Consider the following 17917-nt stretch of genomic DNA (forward strand, 5'->3'; position numbering starts at 1 on the left):
CGGCCCCCGTCGGACGCTCTCAGAACAGCCCGACGGACTCCCCGGACTCGGTGACTCCCATGCGCAGGGCGGCCGGCTCCTTGGGCAGTCCCGGCATGGTCATGATCGCGCCGGTGAGGGCGACGACGAAGCCCGCACCGATCTTGGGCACCAGGTCCCGCACGTGCAGCACGTGCCCGGTGGGGGCGCCGAGCAGCGTCGGATCGTCCGAGAAGGAGTACTGCGTCTTCGCGACGCAGACGGGCAGGGTGTCCCAGCCGTTGCGCTGCAGCATCCGCAGCTGGGCGGGGGCGCGCTCGGTGAGCACCACGTCGTCGGCGCCGTAGACCTCGCGGGCGAGGGTGCGCAGGGACTCCTCGATCCCGCCCGCCGGGTCGTAGAGCGGGTGGTAGCCCTCGCCCTCCCCGGCCTCGATCGCGGCGAGCACCTGCTCGGCGACGGCCCGGCCGCCCTCGCCGCCGTCGGCCCACACCTCCGAGAGGGCCGCGCGGAAGCCCTGCTCCCGAGCCCAGTCGAGGACGGCGGCGAGCTCGGCCTCGGTGTCCGTGGGGAAGCGGTTCAGGGCGATCACCGGCTCGAGCCCGAACTTGCGCAGGTTCTGGACGTGGCGGGCGAGGTTCGCGGTGCCGGCGAGGGCCGCGTCGAGGTCCTCGGTGCCGAGGTCGGCCTTGGCCACCCCGCCGTGCATCTTCAGGGCGCGAACGGTCGCGACGACCACGGCGGCGTCGGGATGGAGACCGCCGAGGCGGGACTTGATGTCGAGGAACTTCTCCGCGCCGAGATCGGAGCCGAAGCCTGCCTCGGTCACGGTGATGTCCGCGAGGGAGACCGCGAGGCGGGTCGCGGCGAGGGAGTTGCAGCCGTGGGCGATGTTCGCGAAAGGCCCGCCGTGCACGAGGGCGGGCGTGCCGCCGAGGGTCTGGACCAGATTCGGCAGCAGGGCGTCCTTGAGCAGCATGGTGATCGCGCCGCCCACCTGGAGATCGGCGACGGTCACCGGGGTGCGGTCGCGGCGGTAGCCGACGACGATGGCGTCGATGCGGCGCTGCAGGTCCGCGAGATCTGTCGCGAGGCACAGGATCGCCATGATCTCGGAGGCGACGACGATGTCGAATCCGTCCTCGCGGGGGACGCCCTGCCCGGTCCCGCCGAGCCCGATGACGACCTGGCGCAGGGCGCGGTCGTTCACGTCGACGACCCGCTTCCACTGGATGCGGCGCGCGTCGATGTCGAGCTCGTTGCCCTGCTGGAGGTGATTGTCGACCAGGGCCGCGAGGGTGTTGTTCGCGATCTGGATCGCATGGAAGTCGCCGGTGAAGTGGAGGTTGATGTCCTCCATCGGCACCACCTGGGCGTGGCCGCCACCGGTCGCGCCGCCCTTGATGCCCATGATCGGGCCGAGTGCGGGTTCGCGCAGGGCGACCATCGTGCGATGGCCCAGCAGCGAGAAGGCGTCGGCGAGGCCGACGGTGGTGGTGGACTTGCCCTCGCCCGCGGGGGTGGGCGACATGGCGGAGACCAGGACGAGGCGTCCGGTCCGTCCCGTCGGCTCCATCGCGCGGACGTCCACCTTGGCCTTCGTCGTGCCGTAGAGGATCAGGGCCTTCTCGGGGATCCCGGCGCGTTCGGCGATCTCGCGGATCGGCAGCAGGGTCGCCGCCTGGGCGATCTCGAGATCCGGGTTCTGGGCTGACATCGTCGTCCTCCAGGGGATGGTCGGGTCCGGGGTTCTCCCGGGGATCCCCCTCAGCCTAGGAGGCGCGGCCGCTCGCCGCGGTCGCTCCGGGAGGACCTGCGGAGCGACCGCGGCGAGTGGTGGTGGAGCGCCCGGCTCACGGCTTCCCGCGTCGCCACAGCGCCGAGGGCCACCAGATGACCCGACCGAGGTCGAGGGCGAGGGCCGGCACCAGCAGGGTGCGGACCACGAAGGTGTCCAGCAGGACGCCGAGGGCGACGATGAACGCGATCTGGGCGAGGAACAGGATCGGGATCACCCCGAGGGCCGCGAAGGTCGCCGCGAGCACCAGGCCGGCGGAGGTGATGACCCCGCCGGTCACGGTGAGCCCGCGGACCACCCCGTCCCGCGTCCCGTGCCGCAGGGACTCCTCCCGCACCCGGGTCATGAGGAAGATGTTGTAGTCGATCCCGAGGGCGACGAGGAACACGAAGCCGTACAGGGGGACGGCGGGATCCGCGCCGGGGAAGCGGAATACGTGCTCGAACACGAGCGCGGAGATCCCGAGCGCCGTCGCGAAGGACAGCACCGTCGTGGCGATCAGCAGCAGCGGGGCGAGGATCGCGCGCAGCAGCAGCATGAGGATCACCGTGATCACCACGAGGACGATCGGGATGATCAGCGCGCGGTCGTGCACGGACGTCTCGTCCGTGTCCAGCGCGGTCGCCGTGGTGCCGCCGACGAGGGCGGGCAGATCCTGCGCCGCGAGCTCGCCGCGCAGCTCGCGGACCGTCTCCTCCGCCGCGAGGGAATCCGGCGCGCTGGACAGCGTCGCCTGCAGCAGCACCTGCCCGTCGACGACGGTCGGTTCGGGGGCGGGGCTCCCAGGCGGGCCGAGGGGCTGGATCCCGTCGGCGGTCACCGGGGCGGAGCCGCTGGGGGAGTCCGCGGCGGTCACCGCGACGGAGTCGATGCCGTCGGTCGCGGCGAGCAGATCCGCCGTGGCTTGCAGGTCCGTCTCCGGGACGAGCACCTGGACGGGGGAGCCGGCACCGGCGGGGAAGTGCTCGCCGAGCACGGCCTGCCCCTCCCGGGCCGAGGATTCCCCGAGCACCAGATCCGACTGCGGGACCCCGTCGGCCTCGAGCTGGACCAGGCCGATCCCGCCGACGGCGAGGACCAGCGCGGTCAGCACCCACACCGGGCGCGGGCGGCGGCGGACGGCGCGGGCGATGCGCTCCCAGACGCCGTGGCCCGACGTCCCGGTCTCGGCCCCGCCGTCGGAGGCGGACCCGCCGTGGGGATCGGCCCCGCCGTCGGCCCCGGTCTCAAGCCGCGGCCGACGGGGCCAGAACGCCGTACGGCCGAGGAGCAGCAGCGCGGCGGGGAGGAAGGTCAGGGCGGCCGCCATCGCGAACAGGATGCCGACCGCGGCGACCGGTCCGAGGGAGCTGTTGGAGCGCAGGTCGGAGAGCAGCAGGCACAGCAGTCCCGCGATCACCGTGCCGCCCGAGGCGAGGACGGGCTCGATCGTGCCGCGCAGGGCCCTCGTGGTGGCCGTCCAGCGGCTCGCGGTGCGGCGCAGCTCGTCGCGGTACCGGGCGACGTAGAGCAGGGAGTAGTCGGTGGCCGCGCCGATCACCAGGATGAACAGGATGCCCTGGGTTTGGCCGGACAGCAGCAGCACATCGGCGGCGGCCAGGTGCCAGATCAGCAGCAGCGCCGCGCACAGGGCGGACATGCTGGTGGCGAGCACGACGGCGGGCAGCAGCAGCGAGCGGTAGACCACCACCAGGATCAGCAGCACGGCAGCGAGGGCGACGCCCAGCAGCAGGCCGTCGATCCCGGCGAAGGCCTCGGCGAGATCGGCGGAGAAGCCCGCGGGCCCGGTGACGTACCCGGTGAGGCCCGGCGGCAGATCGGCCTCGAGCTCGGCCCGGATGGCGGTGGTCGCCTCGGCGAGGTCCGTCTCAGCGTCCAGCGGCACGAACACCTGGACCGCGAGTCCGTCCTCGGAGGTGATCGGCGGGGAGATGTCGCCGCGGACCTGCTCGAGCTGGGCCAGATCGGCGGTGGCCTGCTCGATCGCCGCAGAGGACTCCGCGTCGATCGCGGTGGGGGAGGTGATGACGATGATTGCGGGGATCGCATCGGAACCGGTGAACTCGGGGGCGAGCTGCGCGACGCGGGTCGCCTCGGAGGACTCGGGCAGATAGGCCGTGCGGTCGTTCGAGGAGACCTCGTCGACCCGCCCGAAGTAGGGGCCGCCCACCCCTGCGAGCGCGAGCCAGCCGACGATCAGCAGCGCCGGCAGCAGGATGCGCAGCGCCCGGGGCGTGCGGGGCAGGTCTCGGCGATGCCGACGCCCGCCGCTCTGCGGCGAGCCGGAGTGCGCAGAGGCTCCACCCGACGGGGCGCCAGGAGCGGCAGGGTCGGGGGAAGCGGGGGAAGAGGGCGAAGCGGGGGAGGAGGCGGAATGCGGCATGGTGTGTCCCTTCGCGGACGGAGTCGGCCCAGTCTCGCACACATTGCTAGCTTGGCTAGATATCTACCTCGTGAGAGAGGTGGGGCTACCATGCCTCCCATGGCAGCGGACCCCGGGAGTGAGCGAGAGCGGACCGACCCCGACCTCGGGACGTCGCTGTTCAGCCTCGCGGCGAGCGATCCCCGCGGAGAGCTCGTGGACCGCAGCGGACTCGCCGACGAGGACGTGGCCCAGATCGACGCGGTCATGGCCGCTCTTGTGCGTCTGCGTGCCGCCGAGAAGGCGCTCGCCGAGGCTTCGCTGCGCTACATGGAGCTGGGCGAGACCGACATGCGGGCTCTGCACGTGCTGATCGTCGCCGGGAACAGGGGGACGCCTGCCACCCCCGGTTCCCTCGCGCGTGCCCTCGGGATCTCCACCGCCTCGACCACCAAGCTGCTGGATCGCCTCGAGCGGGCGGGTCACGTGCGGCGCGAGCCCCATCCGTCGGACCGCCGCGCCACGGTGCTCGCGGTCCAGCCGTCGACCCGCGCCGCCGCCCTGCGCACGGTCGGAGCGCAGCAGGCCCGCCGGGTCGAGGCCGCTCGTCGGCTCGCTCCCGGGGAGCGCCGAGTCGTCATCGACTTCCTCGAGGACATGGCGCAGCGGCTCTCGATGGACGGGGTGGACTGGGCCGAGTCCGCGGAGGATTGACGCTCCGCCTCGGGGCTCAGCGCCGCAGGGAGCGGCCCCAGCCCGAGCGGGCGTGGAGCAGGGCGAGGGTCGCGAAGACCGGAGCGGCGAGCCCCAGCAGCACCATCGAGGGGATCGATCCGGTGGGCAGCGCCGAGCTGCCGAGGGCGATCGCGAGCCAGGCGACGGCGACCGCACCGCACAGGATCGCGAGGCGGCGATGCAGTGAGCGGGCCCGGGGCCCGTCGGGATCGGCATTGCGAGGCATGAGCTGCTCCTGCGGATCGGCCCGGCGTGACGGGACCATTCCACGGCACCCGTCGGTCGCGCGCCACGGGGAGGACTCCCCATCCGCCCGGGGGGCAGCCCCCAGAGGACGCGCCGCCGGAGGTCGAGCCGACCCCCAGGAACGACGAAGCCCCCTGGGTGACCAGGGGGCTTCGGGGTGGTGGCTCCGACCGGCGTCGATCCGGTGACCTTTCGATTTTCAGTCGAACGCTCTACCAACTGAGCTACAGAGCCGTGGCCGCCGTGGCGACCGAGGACCAGGGTAACAGCCGCGCGGGGCGTGCTCCCACCCGAGATCTCGCGGTGAGAGGCACGCCACGGCGGAGTGCTCAGGCGATGGTGATCAAGGCCTTGCCGAGATTCTCTCCGCGCAGCATCCCGACGAAGGCCTCGGGCGCCCAGGGTGAGGCTGCGGGAGAGCACCTGACCCATCAGGGCGCTGCTGCGGCCCGGGCCCTCGGGCAGCGCGGTCGCGTTGTAGCCCGCGGCGAGACCGCAGACGGGCGCCCGGGCGAACTCGTTCAGGAGCGCCGTAACCGCATCCCACACCGCCCCGCCGACAGTCTCGAAGCAGACGTCGATCCCGTCGCCACCGCGACGGTCTCGCCGGGCTGCGGACGACCGATCATGAGCAGTCCCGCATACGCGGTGAAGCCGGGCATGCCGAGCACGCCGAGCGCCGTCGTCACCGGGGCGGCCGAGGGGTCCAGGCGGCGCAGCCCCGACGCCCGCTCGACGCTGAACTCCTGCCAGCCGCCCCCGGGTGCGCAGCAGCACCTCGTCGGGGCCCGATCAGCCCCAGCCCAGCTCGTGGAGGCGGCGATCGCTCAGCCCGAAGAGGTGCCCCAGCTCGTGCAGGACCGTCACCGCGATCTGCTCGACGAGATGCTCACGGCTCCGCGCCATCCGCTGCAGCGGCCCGCGGAAGATGAGGATCCGGTCCGGCTCGGCGTACCCCGCGAAGACGCTGCGCTGATCGAGTGGGATCCCGACGTACAGGCCCAGCAGCTCGGTCCCGTCGGCGTGCGCGTCCGGCTCCTCCTCGACGAGGATCGCGACGTTCGCCTGCGCGATCGCTCGGGCGATCTCCTCGGGGAGCGAGTCCAGCGCGTCGTCGACGGCCTCCTCGAACTCCTCACGGCTGATGCGGATCATGCGCTCATCGAACCACGGGGCCCTGGGCGCTCCGGAGCGTCCCGGTCACGAGGTGGGCCGCCTCCGCTGCATGTCGCGTGCGCCGCATCGCCGGGGAACAAGGAGGCGGGCGAGCGGTGCGCGCGGTTATGCTCGTCCCCGGGCAGTTCCTGCCCCGGGCCCCCATCGTCTAGTGGCCCAGGACACCGGCCTTTCACGCCGGCGACACGGGTTCGAATCCCGTTGGGGGTACTGCTCTGCGGAGATGCGAGGCGGCTCACAGCCAAAGTGGTCGTGACCGCCAGGAAGCTCCGGTAGAGTTATCCGAGTCGAAAGGCCGAGAGGCAGATCGACGAGATTGGCCCTGTAGCTCAGTTGGTTAGAGTGCCGCCCTGTCACGGCGGAGGTCGCCGGTTCAAGCCCGGTCAGGGTCGCCCCCAGAGGAAGCCCCGGAACATCGTTCCGGGGCTTCTCGCATTCCCGGGCGCGGGAGCACCGTCCCCGCGCAGCCCCCGCGGCCGTTACCGGCGAGTTATGTGCAGCTGTGTTCCGTGGAGGGAACACAGGCGCACATGACCAGCGGGTAACGCGAGGTGAGGTGGGGTGGGGGATGGAGGGCGGCCCGGGCGCGGGAGGCCCCGGGGGCGGCCCCCGCCCCCGCGGGTCACTCCGGGGCGGCGTCGAGGTCGCTGAGGCCGGCCTCGTGGGCGATGATCGCGATCTGCACCCGGTTGGTCGCGTCGAGCTTCGCGAAGATCTTCGAGACGTGCGCCTTCACGGTCGCCTCGCTCATGAACAGCCGCATGCCGATCTGGGCGTTCGAGAGCCCTGCGCCGACCGCGCCGAGCACCTCGGTCTCCCGCTCGGTGAGCAGCTCCAGCCCGGGATGTCGGTCCTGGCGGCTGCCGGGGTTCGCCTCGGAGAAGTGGGTGAGCATCCGCCGCGTCACGGCGGGGGAAAGCATGGCATCGCCGCCCGCGACCACGTGCACGGCGCGGGCGAGGTCCTGCGGCGGGGTGTCCTTGAGGAGGAAGCCGCTGGCGCCCGCCTCGAGCGCCTGGAAGACGTACTCGTCCATGTCGAACGTGGTCAGCATGATGATTTTCGGCGGGTTCGCCAGGGCGCTCACCGCGCGCGTCGCGGCGATGCCGTCGAGCTTGGGCATGCGCACGTCCATCAGCAGCACGTCGGGCCGGTGCTTGTGCACGAGCGCCACGGCCTCGGCGCCGTCGGACCCCTGCCCGACCACCTCGATGCCGGGGTCGGCCCCGAGGATCATGGCGAGGCCCGCTCGCACCAGGGAGTCGTCATCGATCAGTCCCACCCGGGTCACGGTGCCGTCGGCCATGGGATCACCGCCTTCACTTCGAATCGTCCGTCGTCGGTGGGGCCGGACGTGATCGTCCCGCCCGCATGGGTCACCCTGGTCTCGATGCCGGACAGCCCCATCCGCGCCCCCGGCAGATCGGTGGTGAACCCCTTGGGGAGCACATTACTGATCTCGACGACCAGGTCGGTGCCGGGCTCGCCGATGAGCGCCACCCTCGCCCGGGTGTGCAGGGCGTGCTTGTGGATGTTGGTCAGCCCCTCCTGCACCACCCGGTAGACGGTGCGGGCCAGCGGATCGGGGACCGGGTCGTCGATGAAGTCGAAAAGCTCAACCGAGATGCCGGCCTCCTGCGAGGTGACGACGAGGCGTCGCACGTCCTCCCAGGTGGGCTGCGGGGCGAGCGGTGCCTCCTCGCCGTCGCCGCGGAGCACCCCCAGCACCTCCCGCAGCTCGGAGAGGGCGGTCGTGGCCGTCTCCCGGATGAGCGCTGCGGACTGCTGGACCTGCTCGCGGTCGAGGGAGGGGTTCACCTCGAGCGCCCCCGCCTGCAGGGCGACCAGGGAGATCTTGTGGGCGACGATGTCGTGCATCTCGCGGGCGATGCGCGTGCGCTCGGCCCGGCGGGCCTGGTCCTGGGCGACGGCCTGCCCCGACTCGGCCTGCTCCGCGCGCTGGCGCAGCTGGGCGAGGAGCATGCGCCGCGTCGCGGTGTACATGCCGGTCGCGGCGGAGGCCGCGACGATCAGCACGGTCAGCGCGGCGCCCGTGGCGCCGACGAGGTGGTCGTCGCCGAGCTCGGTCCAGGTGAGCGGGGCGAGCCCGGAGAGGGCCGTGAGCACGGCCACCAGGAAGGTGGGCAGCCGGCGCGGCGAACGTGTCGCGTAGGCGTAGGGCACGATCACCAGCAGCACGATCGACCAGGCGAAGGCGTTGAGCACCAGCAGGACCGGGAGCATCCAGTGCCAGTGCCGGTGCCGCCACAGCAGGGCGACCCCGCCTGCGCCGATCGCGGCGGACTGCAGCAGACCGACCCACGAGCCGGCGAGCAGGGCGGAGACCACCGTCTCGGCGAGCACCGCCACGAGCAGGAGCACCTCCTGCCAGCGTCTGCGCTCCGGCGCCCCGAGTTCGTCCACGTCCGCCAGCCTAGCGGCGCTCACCTGCGCCGATCGGCGCTGCGGGGACCGACGATGGTCGACTCCTCCGCTGGCCCTCGGTCCCTGGGCGCGCCGGCCGCCGGGGTCGATCGTGGAGCCATGACCTCCAGCACCGCCGTGCCCCTCGAGGTGCGGGGCCTCGTGAAGACCTACGCCGGCAGCATGGCCGTCGACGAGCTCGACTTCCGCTGTCGTCCCGGGACCGTCACCGGCCTCCTCGGCGCGAACGGCGCTGGCAAGACCACGACCCTGCGGATCCTCACGGGTCTCACCGCCGCCGACCGCGGCGAGGCCCTCGTCGGCGGTCGTCGCTACCGGGACCTGCCGCGGGCCGGGCGGACCGTCGGCGTGATGCTCGACGCCCGCTCCCTGCACGGCGGGCGCACCGGGATCGAGACGCTCCGCCTCGCCGCCCGCACCGTCGGCGTCCCCGTCGAGCGGGCCGAGGCGGTCCTGGAGCAGGTCGGGCTCGAGGAGGCCGCGACCCGACGGGTCAGCGCCTACTCGCCCGGCCTGCTCCGGCGGCTCGGCATCGGGGTCGCGCTGATCGGCGACCCCGCCGCGCTCGTGCTCGACGAGCCCGCGAACGGACTGGACCCCGAGGGGATCCGCTGGCTGCGCCGCCTGCTGCGCTCCTTCGCCGACGCCGGCGGCACCGTCCTGGTCACGAGCCACCAGCTCCGGGAGGTGCAGGCCGCCGTGGACCGCCTCGTGGTCATCTCCCGCGGTCGGCTCGTGCGCGAGGGGACCCTCGAGGAGATCAGCCTCGAGCGCGGGACCCGCGTCGCCGCGACGGACATGCTGGCGCTGCGCGCGGCGCTCGACCGCCACGGCATCGCCTCGGAGCCGCGCGCCGACGGGCAGCTCGCGGTGTCCCTCGCTGCCGAGGACATGGGCCGGCTCGCCCTGCGCGAGCAGCTCGTCCTCACATCCCTCGGCGATCCCGACCATGCGGGGCTCGAGGACGTCCTGCTCGCCCTCACCGCGCCGACGGGGGCGCTGCGGTGAGGCCCGATCTCGACCTCCGCGCCCACCTCGACACCCGCGGCGGCGGTCTCGTCCTCGCCCTCTCGTGCGCGCTGATCGTGCTGGTGGCCACCACCGCGGGCCTCGCCCAGCCCCTCGTGTCCCCGACCCGCGTCTCCGAGGCGGGGCTCACCCTCGCCGCCGCCCGGTCGGCGCTCGGCCTGGTGCTCCCCGTGCTCGCGGTGACGGTCATCGCGGGCGGCTGGTCCGACGGGTCGATCCAGCAGAGCGTCCTGCTCCGCCCCGGTCGCCTCGGGCTGCTCGGCGGGCGGCTCCTGGCGGGTGCGGGCCTCGGCGCGGCGGTGAGCCTCCTCGCGCTGCTGCTCTCCCTGCTGATGACCTGGGCGGGCGGGACGCTGCTCGGGGACGGCGCCGACTTCGCGCAGGTCGGCGGGATGCTGCGGGTGCTCGGCGCCGTGCTCGCGGCGCAGCTCCTGCTCGGCCTCGCCGCCGGGGTGCTGCTGCAGTCCGTGCCCGTCGCCCTCGTCGTCGCGATCGCGCTGCCGATCGTGGTGGCCCTCGCCGGCTCCCTCGCCGCCCTGACCGGCGTCGAGGCGCTGCAGACGCTGGTGCGGGCGCTGGACCTGCCCGGCGCGGCGGTCGCCGCGGTCTCCGGCACGGCCGGGGCCCCCGAGGCGGTCGCCGTGCTGCTCCTGGCGGTCGCGCCGCTCGTCGTCGGCGCGCGCCGCTGGTGCCTCCGCGAGATCCCCTGACCGGGCGCGGTCCGGGGTCGGCCTCTAGGATGGCGCTCGCCCCGCGCACCCCTCCCCAGGAGACCCACGCATGCCCCGTCCCGCCGCTCGCCGTCGTCGGCTCGCCTCCCTGCTCGCCGTCGCCGCCGCCGGAGCGCTCGTGCTCGGGGGGTGCACCCGCGGGGCGGACCCCGGGGCCTCCGACGGAGGCGGACAGGAGACCGGCGGCGAGACCGCCACCGCGTCCGGCGGGCCCGAGCGGACCGAGGTCGGCGCCTCCCACGCCGCGGACCTCCCCGCGGATCCCGCGACCGATCCCGCCTACGCCGCGTATTACGAGCAGGAGATCGAGTGGGGCGAGTGCGAGCAGGCCAACGACCCCCGCAAGGAGTGCGGCACCCTCACCGTCCCGCGGCTGTGGGACGACCCGTCGGCCGGCGATCTCGAGATCGCGGTGGCGCGCATCCCGGCGACCGGCGACGGCGGGAAGGCCCTGGTCATGAATCCCGGCGGGCCCGGGGCGTCCGGCACCGACTACGTCGACACCATGGCCACGATCGTCTCCCCGCAGGTGATGGAGACCTACGACCAGGTCGGCTTCGATCCGCGCGGCGTGAACGGCTCCGAGGGCCTGGACTGCCTGAGCGATGCGGAGACCGATGCGTACCGCGCCGACACCCTCACCGCGACCGACCCGGCGGAGATCCGGGCCGGGGTGCTCGAGGGGGCGGAGCGGCTCGCCGCCGGCTGCGAGGCCGACGACGCCGAGCTCCTGCCCGCCCTCGACACCGCCTCCGTCGCCCGCGACATGGACGTGCTCCGCGCGGCGCTCGGCCAGGAGAAGCTGGACTACTTCGGGTACTCCTACGGCACCTTCCTCGGCGCGCTCTACGCCGAGCAGCAGCCCGGGCGCGTGGGCCACATGGTGCTCGACGGGGCGGTCGACCCGACCCTCACCCTGGACGAGTACGCCGCGGGGCAGGCCGACGGCTTCCGCCGCGCTCTCGACGCCTTCCTCGCCTCGTGCCTCGCCGCCGGCACGGACTGCCCCTTCGAGGGGGACGCCGACACCGCCCTCCAGCAGCTCGCGGACCTGCTCGCCGACATCGACGCCGAGCCCCTGCCGACCTCCGACCCCGACCGCCCGCTGACCGGCGCCCTCGCCCGCTCGGCCCTCATGAGCCTGATGTACTCGGACGCGCTGTGGGAATTCGGCCGCTCCGCGCTCGCCGACGCGGCCGACGGCGACGGCACGCAGCTGCTGACCTTCGCCGACCAGTCCGCGCAGCGCCGCTCGGACGGCAGCTACCGCACGAACTCGAACGAGGTCATGTCCGCGATCAGCTGCCTGGACCGCCCCGCGGTCACCGACCCCGCCTGGCAGGACGAGCGGGCCGCCGAGCTCGCCGCCGCCGATCCGGTGTTCGGGCCCGGCTTCGCCCACTCCGGGACGGCCTGCTCGGTGTGGCCCGTCCCGCCGCTGCGGGAGAGCGCGCCGATCAGCGCCGCGGGCACCGGGCCGATCCTGGTCCTGGGCACCACGGGCGATCCCGCGACCCCCTATGCCTGGTCCGAGTCGCTCGCCGGGCAGCTCGAGGGCGGGGTGCTGCTGACCTTCGAGGCGAACGGGCACACGGCCTACGGACGCTCCGGCGGCTGCATCGAGCAGCACGTGGACCGCTACCTGCTCGACGCGGCGGTGCCCGAGGAGGGCACGGTCTGCTGACGGGGCCCGCGCTCCTCCCCACGCCGGTCGGGGCGGGGCGGGCAGGGTGACGCGGATCGCGGCGGGACGCTTTGCGCCCGTCGCCCGGCCTCCCGTACAGTGATCCGGTCCGCCTGCGTGCAGGCGACGCCGCCTTAGCTCAGTCGGCAGAGCGATTCACTCGTAATGAATAGGTCGCGGGTTCGATTCCCGCAGGCGGCTCCACAGGTCAGGCCCGGTCCTCCCGCAGGGGAGACCGGGCCGTCCGCATCCTCCGGGTCTCAGGCGCCCGGCTGCGGGGGCTCGACGAGTCCGCGCTCGAAGGCCGTGAGCGCCACCTGCAGGCGGGAGCCGCAGTCGAGCTTCGCCATGAGCGAGGAGATGTGCGACTTCACCGTCGACTCCGAGAGCGTTAGGGCGCGGGCGATCCCCGCATTGGACTCCGCCCCGCACAGCAACGTGAGCACCTGCATCTCCCGCGCGGTGAGGCACAGCTCGGCGATGAGGTCCTCCGCCGACGGCGCCGTCAGCACCCCGCGCGGCCGGTAGGCGCCGGGTGACGCCGCGAGGCGCGCGGCGAGCTCGGGGGTGATGACGGTGCCGGCCTCGGAGCGGGCGGCGCGGATCGCGGCCGCGAGCGCCTCGGGGGAGGAGGACTTCAGCAGGAATCCGGCCGCGCCCGCGCCGAGGGCGCGGCGCAGCTGCTCGTCGGTCGCGAAGGTGGTCAGCATGACCACCGTCGTCCCCGGGTGCCGCTCGCGCACGAGACGGGTCGCGTCGATGCCGTCCATCCCCGGCAGGGCGAGATCCATCAGCACCAGCTCCGGCGGGTCCGCGGCCAGGACCTGCAGCGCCTCGTCGGCGGTGCCGACGGACGCCACCAGCTCGAGGTCGTCCTCGCGGGACAGGTAGGCGGCGAGGGCGGAGCGGACGATCGGGTCGTCGTCGCAGAGCATCACGGTGATCATCGGGAGGGGGTCATCTCGTCGGAGGCGGGGACGGTCAGGCGGGTGAGGAAACTGCGTCCCTCCTGGCGGACGGCGAGGGTGCCGCCGATCGCGGTGAGGCGCTCGCGCATGCCGTCGAGTCCGGCTCCACCGCGCGGGCCCCGCCGGTCCGAGGCCTCCACACCGTTCCACACGGCCAGGTCGACCTCGGGCCGGGGCGGGCCGGGACGTTGCTCGACCATCACCGTAACCGGGGTGCTGCGGCTCGCGTGACGGACGAGGTTCGCGCGGATCTCGCCGAGGCAGCGGCGCAGCACGCCCGTGCGGTCCACCAGCTCGAGCTGCTCGGAGTCGATCGCGAGCCGGGCGGCGAAGCCCTCCTCGGCGAGCTGCGTGCGGAACTCCTCGAGCAGGGCGGTGACCGAGGGCTCCGCGTCCCGTCGGGCGGGAAGCGGCCGCTCGTCCTCCTCGCGCAGGCTGTCCAGCAGCCCGCGCAGCTCCTCGGCGGCATCCCGGGAAGTGGTGGCGATGCGGGCGAAGTCGGCGGCGTCGGGTGCCGCGACCCCTTCGCGCCGGCTCGCGTTCTCGGCGAGCATCACCACCTGGGTCATGGCCCGCACGCCCGTGTCGTGGAGCTCGCGCGCGATCGCCCGACGCTGCTCGGCGAGATCCGCGATGCGGCGCTCCCGCTCGGCGAGGGCGCGGTCGAGCATCGTCCGGCCCCAGGTGCCGGCGAGCACCGCGGCGGTCAGCACGACCACCCGCAGCATAGTCTCCGAGACGATGTACTCCGGGGAGGAGCCGCGCAGCGCGGCGCTGATGACGGGCGGGCTGACCAGCCACACGGAGAGCAGGATCGAGCACAGCAGGCGCCCGTGGGCGGCGCACGAGACGATCGCGACGAAGCTGGCGATCAGGCCCGTGCTCGCGGGGGCGGGCGTGTGGCCGATCCCGGCGGTGAGGACGAGGGCGATGCCCGCCGAGGCCAGCAGCGGCCGGTGGAGGGAGAGGCCGGCGGCGAGGCTCAGCAGGACGCCGACGACCACCGCGCGCGTGCTGGCCCAGGAGGCCAGCGGCAGGACAGCCACGAGCATGAGGCCGGAGAGCGCGGCGCTGACCGCCCAGCCGCCGAGGCGGGGGACCATGAACCAGGCGCGGCCGCGAGCGGCCGGGGGCGGCGGCGCGGCGCGGGGGTCGATCACCGGTACAGGCTAGCGCCGCGGGGTCCGACGGACAGGGGCCTCATCACCGGGCGAACTGGCCCCACCCCTTTTCTTGATCTTGTCCAGAGAATGGGGATAGGGTGGCGGCATGCCGAGCATCGACCACACCGCCGCCCTCCGGGGCGCCGGTCTGCGCGTGACCGCTCCGCGGCTCGCGACGCTCGACGCGGTCACCGAGCATCCGCACGCCGATGCCGACACGATCGCACAGGCCGTCCGCGAGCGGCTCGGCACCGTCTCGCGGCAGGCCGTCTACGACGTGCTCAACGCGCTCTCCGATGAGGAGCTGCTGCGGCGGGTGTCCGTCGGCGGCCGCAGCATGCAGTACGAGCTGCACCGGCACGACAACCACCATCACCTGGTGTGCCGCGAGTGCGGCCGCCTCGAGGACGTGCCCTGCGCCGTCGGCGCCGCGCCCTGCCTGCTCCCGCACGAGGACCACGGCTTCGCGATCGAGGTGGCCGACGTCGTCTATCGGGGCCTCTGCTCCGACTGCCTCGCCCGCCACCGGGCCGAGAGCGTCCCCGGGACCGCCTGACCCCCAGTCCCCCTGAGCCGCCGCCCGTCGGTGCCCCAGGACCCCCAGCCACCCGTCCGTCAGAAGTTCGTGACACCAGTCAGGAACTCCGCCGAATCCAGGAGAAGATGATGACCGAGTTCGACCCGTCCCTCCCGTCCACGACCGAGTCCGGAGCGCCCCGCGAGTCCGACGCGCACTCGCTGAGCGTCGGCGCCGACGGCCCGCTCATGCTCCACGACGTCGCGCTCGTCGAGAAGCTCGCCCGCTTCGATCGCGAGCGCATCCCGGAGCGCAGCCCCCACGCGAAGGGCTCCGGCGCCTTCGGCGAGCTCGAGATCACCGAGGACGTCTCGCAGTACACGAAGGCCGGCCTGTTCCAGAAGGGGACCAAGACCCCGATGCTGGCCCGCTTCTCGACCGTCGCCGGTGAGCTGGGCTCACCCGACACCTGGCGGGACGTGCGCGGCTTCGCGCTGAAGTTCTACACCCAGGAGGGGAACTTCGACATCGTCGGGAACAACACCCCGATCTTCTTCCTGCGCGACCCGATGAAGTTCCCCGACTTCATCCACTCCCAGAAGCGCCTGCCCGACTCCGGCCTGCGCGACAACACCATGCAGTGGGACTTCTGGACCCTCTCCCCGGAGAGCGCCCACCAGGTCGCCTACCTCATGGGCGACCGCGGCCTGCCCAAGACCTGGCGCCACATGAACGGCTACTCCTCGCACACCTACCTGTGGGTCAACGAGGCCGGCGAGAAGTTCTGGGTCAAGTACCACTTCCTCACCGAGCAGGGCCTCGAGTTCCTCTCCAACGAGGAGGCCGGCGAGCTCGCGGGCTCGGATGCGGACTACCACCGCCGCGACCTCTTCGAGGCCATCCAGGGCGGAGACTTCCCCTCCTGGAAGCTCGAGGTCCAGGTCATGCCCTACGAGGAGGCGAAGGCCTACCGCTTCAACCCCTTCGACCTCACCAAGACCTGGTCGAAGAAGGACTACCCGCGCATCCCCGTCGGCCGGTTCACCCTGAACCAGAACCCGACCAACCACTACGCGCAGATCGAGCAGGCCGCCTTCAGCCCCTCGAACACCGTGCCGGGCACGGGCGTCTCCCCGGACAAGATGCTGCTGGGCCGCGTCTTCTCCTACCCGGATGCGCAGCGCAACCGCCTGGGCACCAACTTCAACCAGCTGCCTGTGAACCGCCCGGTCGTCGTCACGAACTCGTACGACAAGGAGGGCGCGATGCAGTTCCTCCACAGCGGCGACGCGCCGGTGTACGCGCCGAACTCCTTCGGTCGGGCGTACCAGGACGAGCAGGGGCCGGTCGACAATGGCTGGGAGGCGGACGGCGCCATGGTCCGCTCCGCCTACACCCTCCACGCCGAGGACGACGACTTCGGCCAGGCCCACACCCTGATCCGTGAGGTCATGGACGAGGCGGCTCGCCAGCGTCTGATCGAGACCGTCTCCGGCGCCCTCTCCACCGTCGCCGAGCCCGTGCTCTCGAACGCCTTCCAGTACTGGAAGAACATCGACCAGGAGGTCGGGGCGGCGATCGAGGCGGCGGTGACGGCCGGCCGCGAGGAGCAGGTCCCCGGCGCCGATCCGGTCGACGAGTGATCCGAGCCCTCGGCTGAACGACGGCGGCCCGCCTCCTCCGGGAGGCGGGCCGCTGTCGTTGGTCGGCGCGTCGGTCGGGGCGGGGCGCTCGGAGGAGCGGCCCGTCGCTCAGACCACCAGCACGTCGCTCGGGGAGGAGAGCAGGAGTCGCTGCACGGTCAGCCCCAGCAGGTGGCGGGCCAGGTCGTTCTGCCGACGGATGCCGAGCACGAGCACCTCGGCCCGCTCCTCGGTGACGACGCGCAGCAGCGTGTCGGCGATGTCCTCCTCGGTCCGCTCCTGGCGGATCTCGACGCGGACACGGGCCTTGCGCAGCTGGTCGCGGGCGATCTCGAGCTGCTGCTCGTCGGCATGGCGGGGGTCGTCCTCGACCCCGTCCCGCACGACGTTGACGACCACGAGGGGGCCGCCGCGCAGCTCGGCCTCGGTGCGGGCCGCCGCGAGCGCGGCGAAGCCCACCTCGGTGGGGATGAATCCGACGACGACCGCCATGTGCACTCCTTCCGGCCGGGACCCGACCCCTCGAATCCTACGGGCACCCGACCGTCGCCGGGGCCGCGCCGGTCCCGGCCCTCAGATCCCGGTGGGGGAGTCGGGGGAGGGCTCGTCGGAGCGGCGCTGGCCCGAGAGCGCCTGGATCTCGTCCATGATGCGTGCCGTCATGAGTCGGCGGCGCAGCCCCTTGGAGGCGGCCGGGTCGAGGTCGGAGAAGTCGATCGGGGCACCCACGCGGATGCTGACGGAGCCGCGGCGGGCCCGGCCGGGCCCGAAGAGCTCCTGGGTGCCCTTCACCCCGACGGGGATCACGGGGCAACCGGACTCGAGGGCGAGCCAGGCCGCGCCCTGCTTGCCGGGGTGGAGCAGGCCGTCCTTGGAGCGCGTGCCCTCGGGGTAGATGCCGAAGCCGTTGCCGTCCTGCAGGATCGAGAGCGCCGCCTGCATCGCGCCCTTGCCGGAGGCGAGCGCCTCGCGGTCCACCGGCACGGCCTCGACCTGGGTGAAGAAGAAGCGCAGGATCGCCCCGAGGGGACCCTTCTGCGTCCACAGCGACTCCTTGGCCACGAACCGCACCTTGCGCGGCATGACCACGGGGACCAGGAAGCTGTCGACGTTGGCCAGGTGGTTCGACGCGATGAGGAAGCCGCCGGTGCGCGGCACGTTCTCGAGCCCGGTGACCCGGGGATTCCAGACCAGACGGACGAAGGGCCGCACGAGACCGCGGGCACCGAAGTAGAAGGCGTTGGACACTGACGTTCTCCTGGGTGGGGCGAGGCTGCGCCCCACGATAGCCGCCGCTTTCCACCGGTCGTCCGGACGCCCACGTGGCACCGCAGGTGGGGGCGGGAAGGACCCGGGCCCGTGTGGTAGAACAGGCATGCGTCGGCCGCTGATCCGTGGCGCGCCGACGGCGGTGCGCGCGCCGGACCGGACGGTCCGCCGC

At 73.2% G+C, this 17917-nt stretch carries 16 protein-coding genes and 4 tRNA genes; 9 read left to right on the forward strand and 11 right to left on the reverse strand.

Annotated features, from left to right (window positions below; all coding sequences use genetic code 11):
• Nucleotides 1-19: 19 nt before the first annotated feature.
• Together V1260_RS13470 and V1260_RS13475 are read right to left on the reverse strand one after the other, a co-directional pair.
• A complete protein-coding gene (locus V1260_RS13470; protein WP_329747340.1) occupies nucleotides 20-1696 on the reverse strand; it encodes a formate--tetrahydrofolate ligase in 1677 nt (558 codons plus the stop codon).
• A gap of 136 nt (nucleotides 1697-1832) precedes the next feature.
• A complete protein-coding gene (locus V1260_RS13475; RefSeq protein ID WP_329747341.1) occupies nucleotides 1833-4160 on the reverse strand; it encodes an MMPL family transporter in 2328 nt (775 codons plus the stop codon).
• A gap of 99 nt (nucleotides 4161-4259) precedes the next feature.
• On the opposite strand from V1260_RS13475, the gene V1260_RS13480 reads away from it, so the two are divergent.
• Nucleotides 4260-4853, forward strand: coding sequence for a MarR family winged helix-turn-helix transcriptional regulator (locus V1260_RS13480; protein ID WP_329747342.1), 594 nt, complete (start codon nucleotides 4260-4262; stop codon nucleotides 4851-4853).
• Between the two features lie 16 nt (nucleotides 4854-4869).
• Here V1260_RS13480 and V1260_RS13485 read toward each other — a convergent pair whose 3' ends face one another.
• The 3 genes from V1260_RS13485 to V1260_RS13495 form a co-directional block, all read right to left on the reverse strand.
• A complete protein-coding gene (locus tag V1260_RS13485) occupies nucleotides 4870-5100 on the reverse strand; it encodes a hypothetical protein (protein WP_329747343.1) in 231 nt (76 codons plus the stop codon).
• 178 nt (nucleotides 5101-5278) lie between these two features.
• Nucleotides 5279-5354: transfer RNA gene (locus V1260_RS13490), tRNA-Phe, on the reverse strand.
• Nucleotides 5355-5912: 558 nt separating this feature from the next.
• A complete protein-coding gene (locus V1260_RS13495; protein WP_329747344.1) occupies nucleotides 5913-6275 on the reverse strand; it encodes a metallopeptidase family protein in 363 nt (120 codons plus the stop codon).
• Nucleotides 6276-6433: 158 nt separating this feature from the next.
• Between V1260_RS13495 and V1260_RS13500 the strand changes: the two genes are divergently transcribed.
• Together V1260_RS13500 and V1260_RS13505 are read left to right on the forward strand one after the other, a co-directional pair.
• Nucleotides 6434-6506 (forward strand) — tRNA-Glu (locus V1260_RS13500).
• Between the two features lie 108 nt (nucleotides 6507-6614).
• A tRNA-Asp gene (locus V1260_RS13505) sits at nucleotides 6615-6688 on the forward strand.
• A gap of 230 nt (nucleotides 6689-6918) precedes the next feature.
• Here the strand turns inward: V1260_RS13505 and V1260_RS13510 are convergent.
• Together V1260_RS13510 and V1260_RS13515 are read right to left on the reverse strand one after the other, a co-directional pair.
• Nucleotides 6919-7602, reverse strand: a complete 684-nt coding sequence (locus V1260_RS13510) for a response regulator transcription factor (RefSeq protein ID WP_329747345.1) — start codon at nucleotides 7600-7602, stop codon at nucleotides 6919-6921.
• Nucleotides 7584-8720, reverse strand: a complete 1137-nt coding sequence (locus tag V1260_RS13515; RefSeq protein ID WP_329747346.1) for a sensor histidine kinase — start codon at nucleotides 8718-8720, stop codon at nucleotides 7584-7586. Before V1260_RS13515 ends, V1260_RS13510 begins: the two co-directional genes overlap by 19 nt.
• A gap of 120 nt (nucleotides 8721-8840) precedes the next feature.
• On the opposite strand from V1260_RS13515, the gene V1260_RS13520 reads away from it, so the two are divergent.
• From V1260_RS13520 to V1260_RS13535, 4 genes are all read left to right on the forward strand, one after another.
• Nucleotides 8841-9749, forward strand: a complete 909-nt coding sequence (locus tag V1260_RS13520) for an ABC transporter ATP-binding protein (protein ID WP_329747347.1) — start codon at nucleotides 8841-8843, stop codon at nucleotides 9747-9749.
• Entirely contained in the window at nucleotides 9746-10480 is a 735-nt protein-coding gene (locus V1260_RS13525; protein WP_329747349.1) for an ABC transporter permease, read from the forward strand. The genes V1260_RS13520 and V1260_RS13525 overlap by 4 nt, the downstream gene beginning before the upstream one ends.
• A gap of 70 nt (nucleotides 10481-10550) precedes the next feature.
• The gene (locus V1260_RS13530) at nucleotides 10551-12185 is read left to right on the forward strand and encodes an alpha/beta hydrolase (RefSeq protein WP_329747350.1); all 1635 of its coding nucleotides are present in this window, start codon (nucleotides 10551-10553) and stop codon (nucleotides 12183-12185) included.
• 128 nt (nucleotides 12186-12313) lie between these two features.
• A tRNA-Thr gene (locus V1260_RS13535) sits at nucleotides 12314-12389 on the forward strand.
• A gap of 56 nt (nucleotides 12390-12445) precedes the next feature.
• On the opposite strand, the gene V1260_RS13540 is transcribed toward V1260_RS13535, so the two are convergent.
• Nucleotides 12446-13132, reverse strand: a complete 687-nt coding sequence (locus V1260_RS13540) for a response regulator transcription factor (RefSeq protein ID WP_329747351.1) — start codon at nucleotides 13130-13132, stop codon at nucleotides 12446-12448.
• The gene (locus V1260_RS13545; RefSeq protein ID WP_329747352.1) at nucleotides 13129-14313 is read right to left on the reverse strand and encodes a sensor histidine kinase; all 1185 of its coding nucleotides are present in this window, start codon (nucleotides 14311-14313) and stop codon (nucleotides 13129-13131) included. The genes V1260_RS13540 and V1260_RS13545 overlap by 4 nt, the downstream gene beginning before the upstream one ends.
• 109 nt (nucleotides 14314-14422) lie before the next feature.
• Here V1260_RS13545 and V1260_RS13550 point away from each other — a divergent pair, with 109 nt between their 5' ends.
• Together V1260_RS13550 and V1260_RS13555 are read left to right on the forward strand one after the other, a co-directional pair.
• Entirely contained in the window at nucleotides 14423-14872 is a 450-nt protein-coding gene (locus V1260_RS13550) for a Fur family transcriptional regulator (protein WP_329747353.1), read from the forward strand.
• 110 nt (nucleotides 14873-14982) lie between these two features.
• Entirely contained in the window at nucleotides 14983-16476 is a 1494-nt protein-coding gene (locus V1260_RS13555; protein WP_329747354.1) for a catalase, read from the forward strand.
• A 108-nt stretch (nucleotides 16477-16584) separates the two neighbouring features.
• On the opposite strand, the gene V1260_RS13560 is transcribed toward V1260_RS13555, so the two are convergent.
• Nucleotides 16585-16968 carry a universal stress protein gene (locus V1260_RS13560; RefSeq protein ID WP_329747355.1) on the reverse strand — a complete coding sequence of 128 codons (384 nt, stop codon included), beginning with the start codon at nucleotides 16966-16968 and terminating at the stop codon, nucleotides 16585-16587.
• A gap of 81 nt (nucleotides 16969-17049) precedes the next feature.
• Nucleotides 17050-17724, reverse strand: coding sequence for a lysophospholipid acyltransferase family protein (locus V1260_RS13565; protein ID WP_329747356.1), 675 nt, complete (start codon nucleotides 17722-17724; stop codon nucleotides 17050-17052).
• Nucleotides 17725-17917 lie beyond the last annotated feature (193 nt).

Source organism: Brachybacterium sp. J144 (assembly GCF_036321705.1).
Taxonomy (GTDB): Bacteria; Actinomycetota; Actinomycetes; order Actinomycetales; family Dermabacteraceae; genus Brachybacterium.

Excerpts from the sequence above, each read along its gene's own strand:
- V1260_RS13555 (WP_329747354.1), top strand. The coding sequence starts at position 14,983 with ATGACCGAGTTCGACCCGTCCCTCCCGTCCACGACCGAGTCCGGAGCG.
- V1260_RS13470 (WP_329747340.1), bottom strand. The coding sequence starts at position 1,696 with ATGTCAGCCCAGAACCCGGATCTCGAGATCGCCCAGGCGGCGACCCTG.
- V1260_RS13475 (WP_329747341.1), bottom strand. The coding sequence starts at position 4,160 with ATGCCGCATTCCGCCTCCTCCCCCGCTTCGCCCTCTTCCCCCGCTTCC.
- V1260_RS13550 (WP_329747353.1), top strand. The coding sequence starts at position 14,423 with ATGCCGAGCATCGACCACACCGCCGCCCTCCGGGGCGCCGGTCTGCGC.
- V1260_RS13540 (WP_329747351.1), bottom strand. The coding sequence starts at position 13,132 with ATGATCACCGTGATGCTCTGCGACGACGACCCGATCGTCCGCTCCGCC.
- V1260_RS13510 (WP_329747345.1), bottom strand. The coding sequence starts at position 7,602 with ATGGCCGACGGCACCGTGACCCGGGTGGGACTGATCGATGACGACTCC.
- V1260_RS13520 (WP_329747347.1), top strand. The coding sequence starts at position 8,841 with ATGACCTCCAGCACCGCCGTGCCCCTCGAGGTGCGGGGCCTCGTGAAG.
- V1260_RS13530 (WP_329747350.1), top strand. The coding sequence starts at position 10,551 with ATGCCCCGTCCCGCCGCTCGCCGTCGTCGGCTCGCCTCCCTGCTCGCC.
- V1260_RS13485 (WP_329747343.1), bottom strand. The coding sequence starts at position 5,100 with ATGCCTCGCAATGCCGATCCCGACGGGCCCCGGGCCCGCTCACTGCAT.
- V1260_RS13560 (WP_329747355.1), bottom strand. The coding sequence starts at position 16,968 with ATGGCGGTCGTCGTCGGATTCATCCCCACCGAGGTGGGCTTCGCCGCG.
- V1260_RS13495 (WP_329747344.1), bottom strand. The coding sequence starts at position 6,275 with ATGATCCGCATCAGCCGTGAGGAGTTCGAGGAGGCCGTCGACGACGCG.
- V1260_RS13480 (WP_329747342.1), top strand. The coding sequence starts at position 4,260 with ATGGCAGCGGACCCCGGGAGTGAGCGAGAGCGGACCGACCCCGACCTC.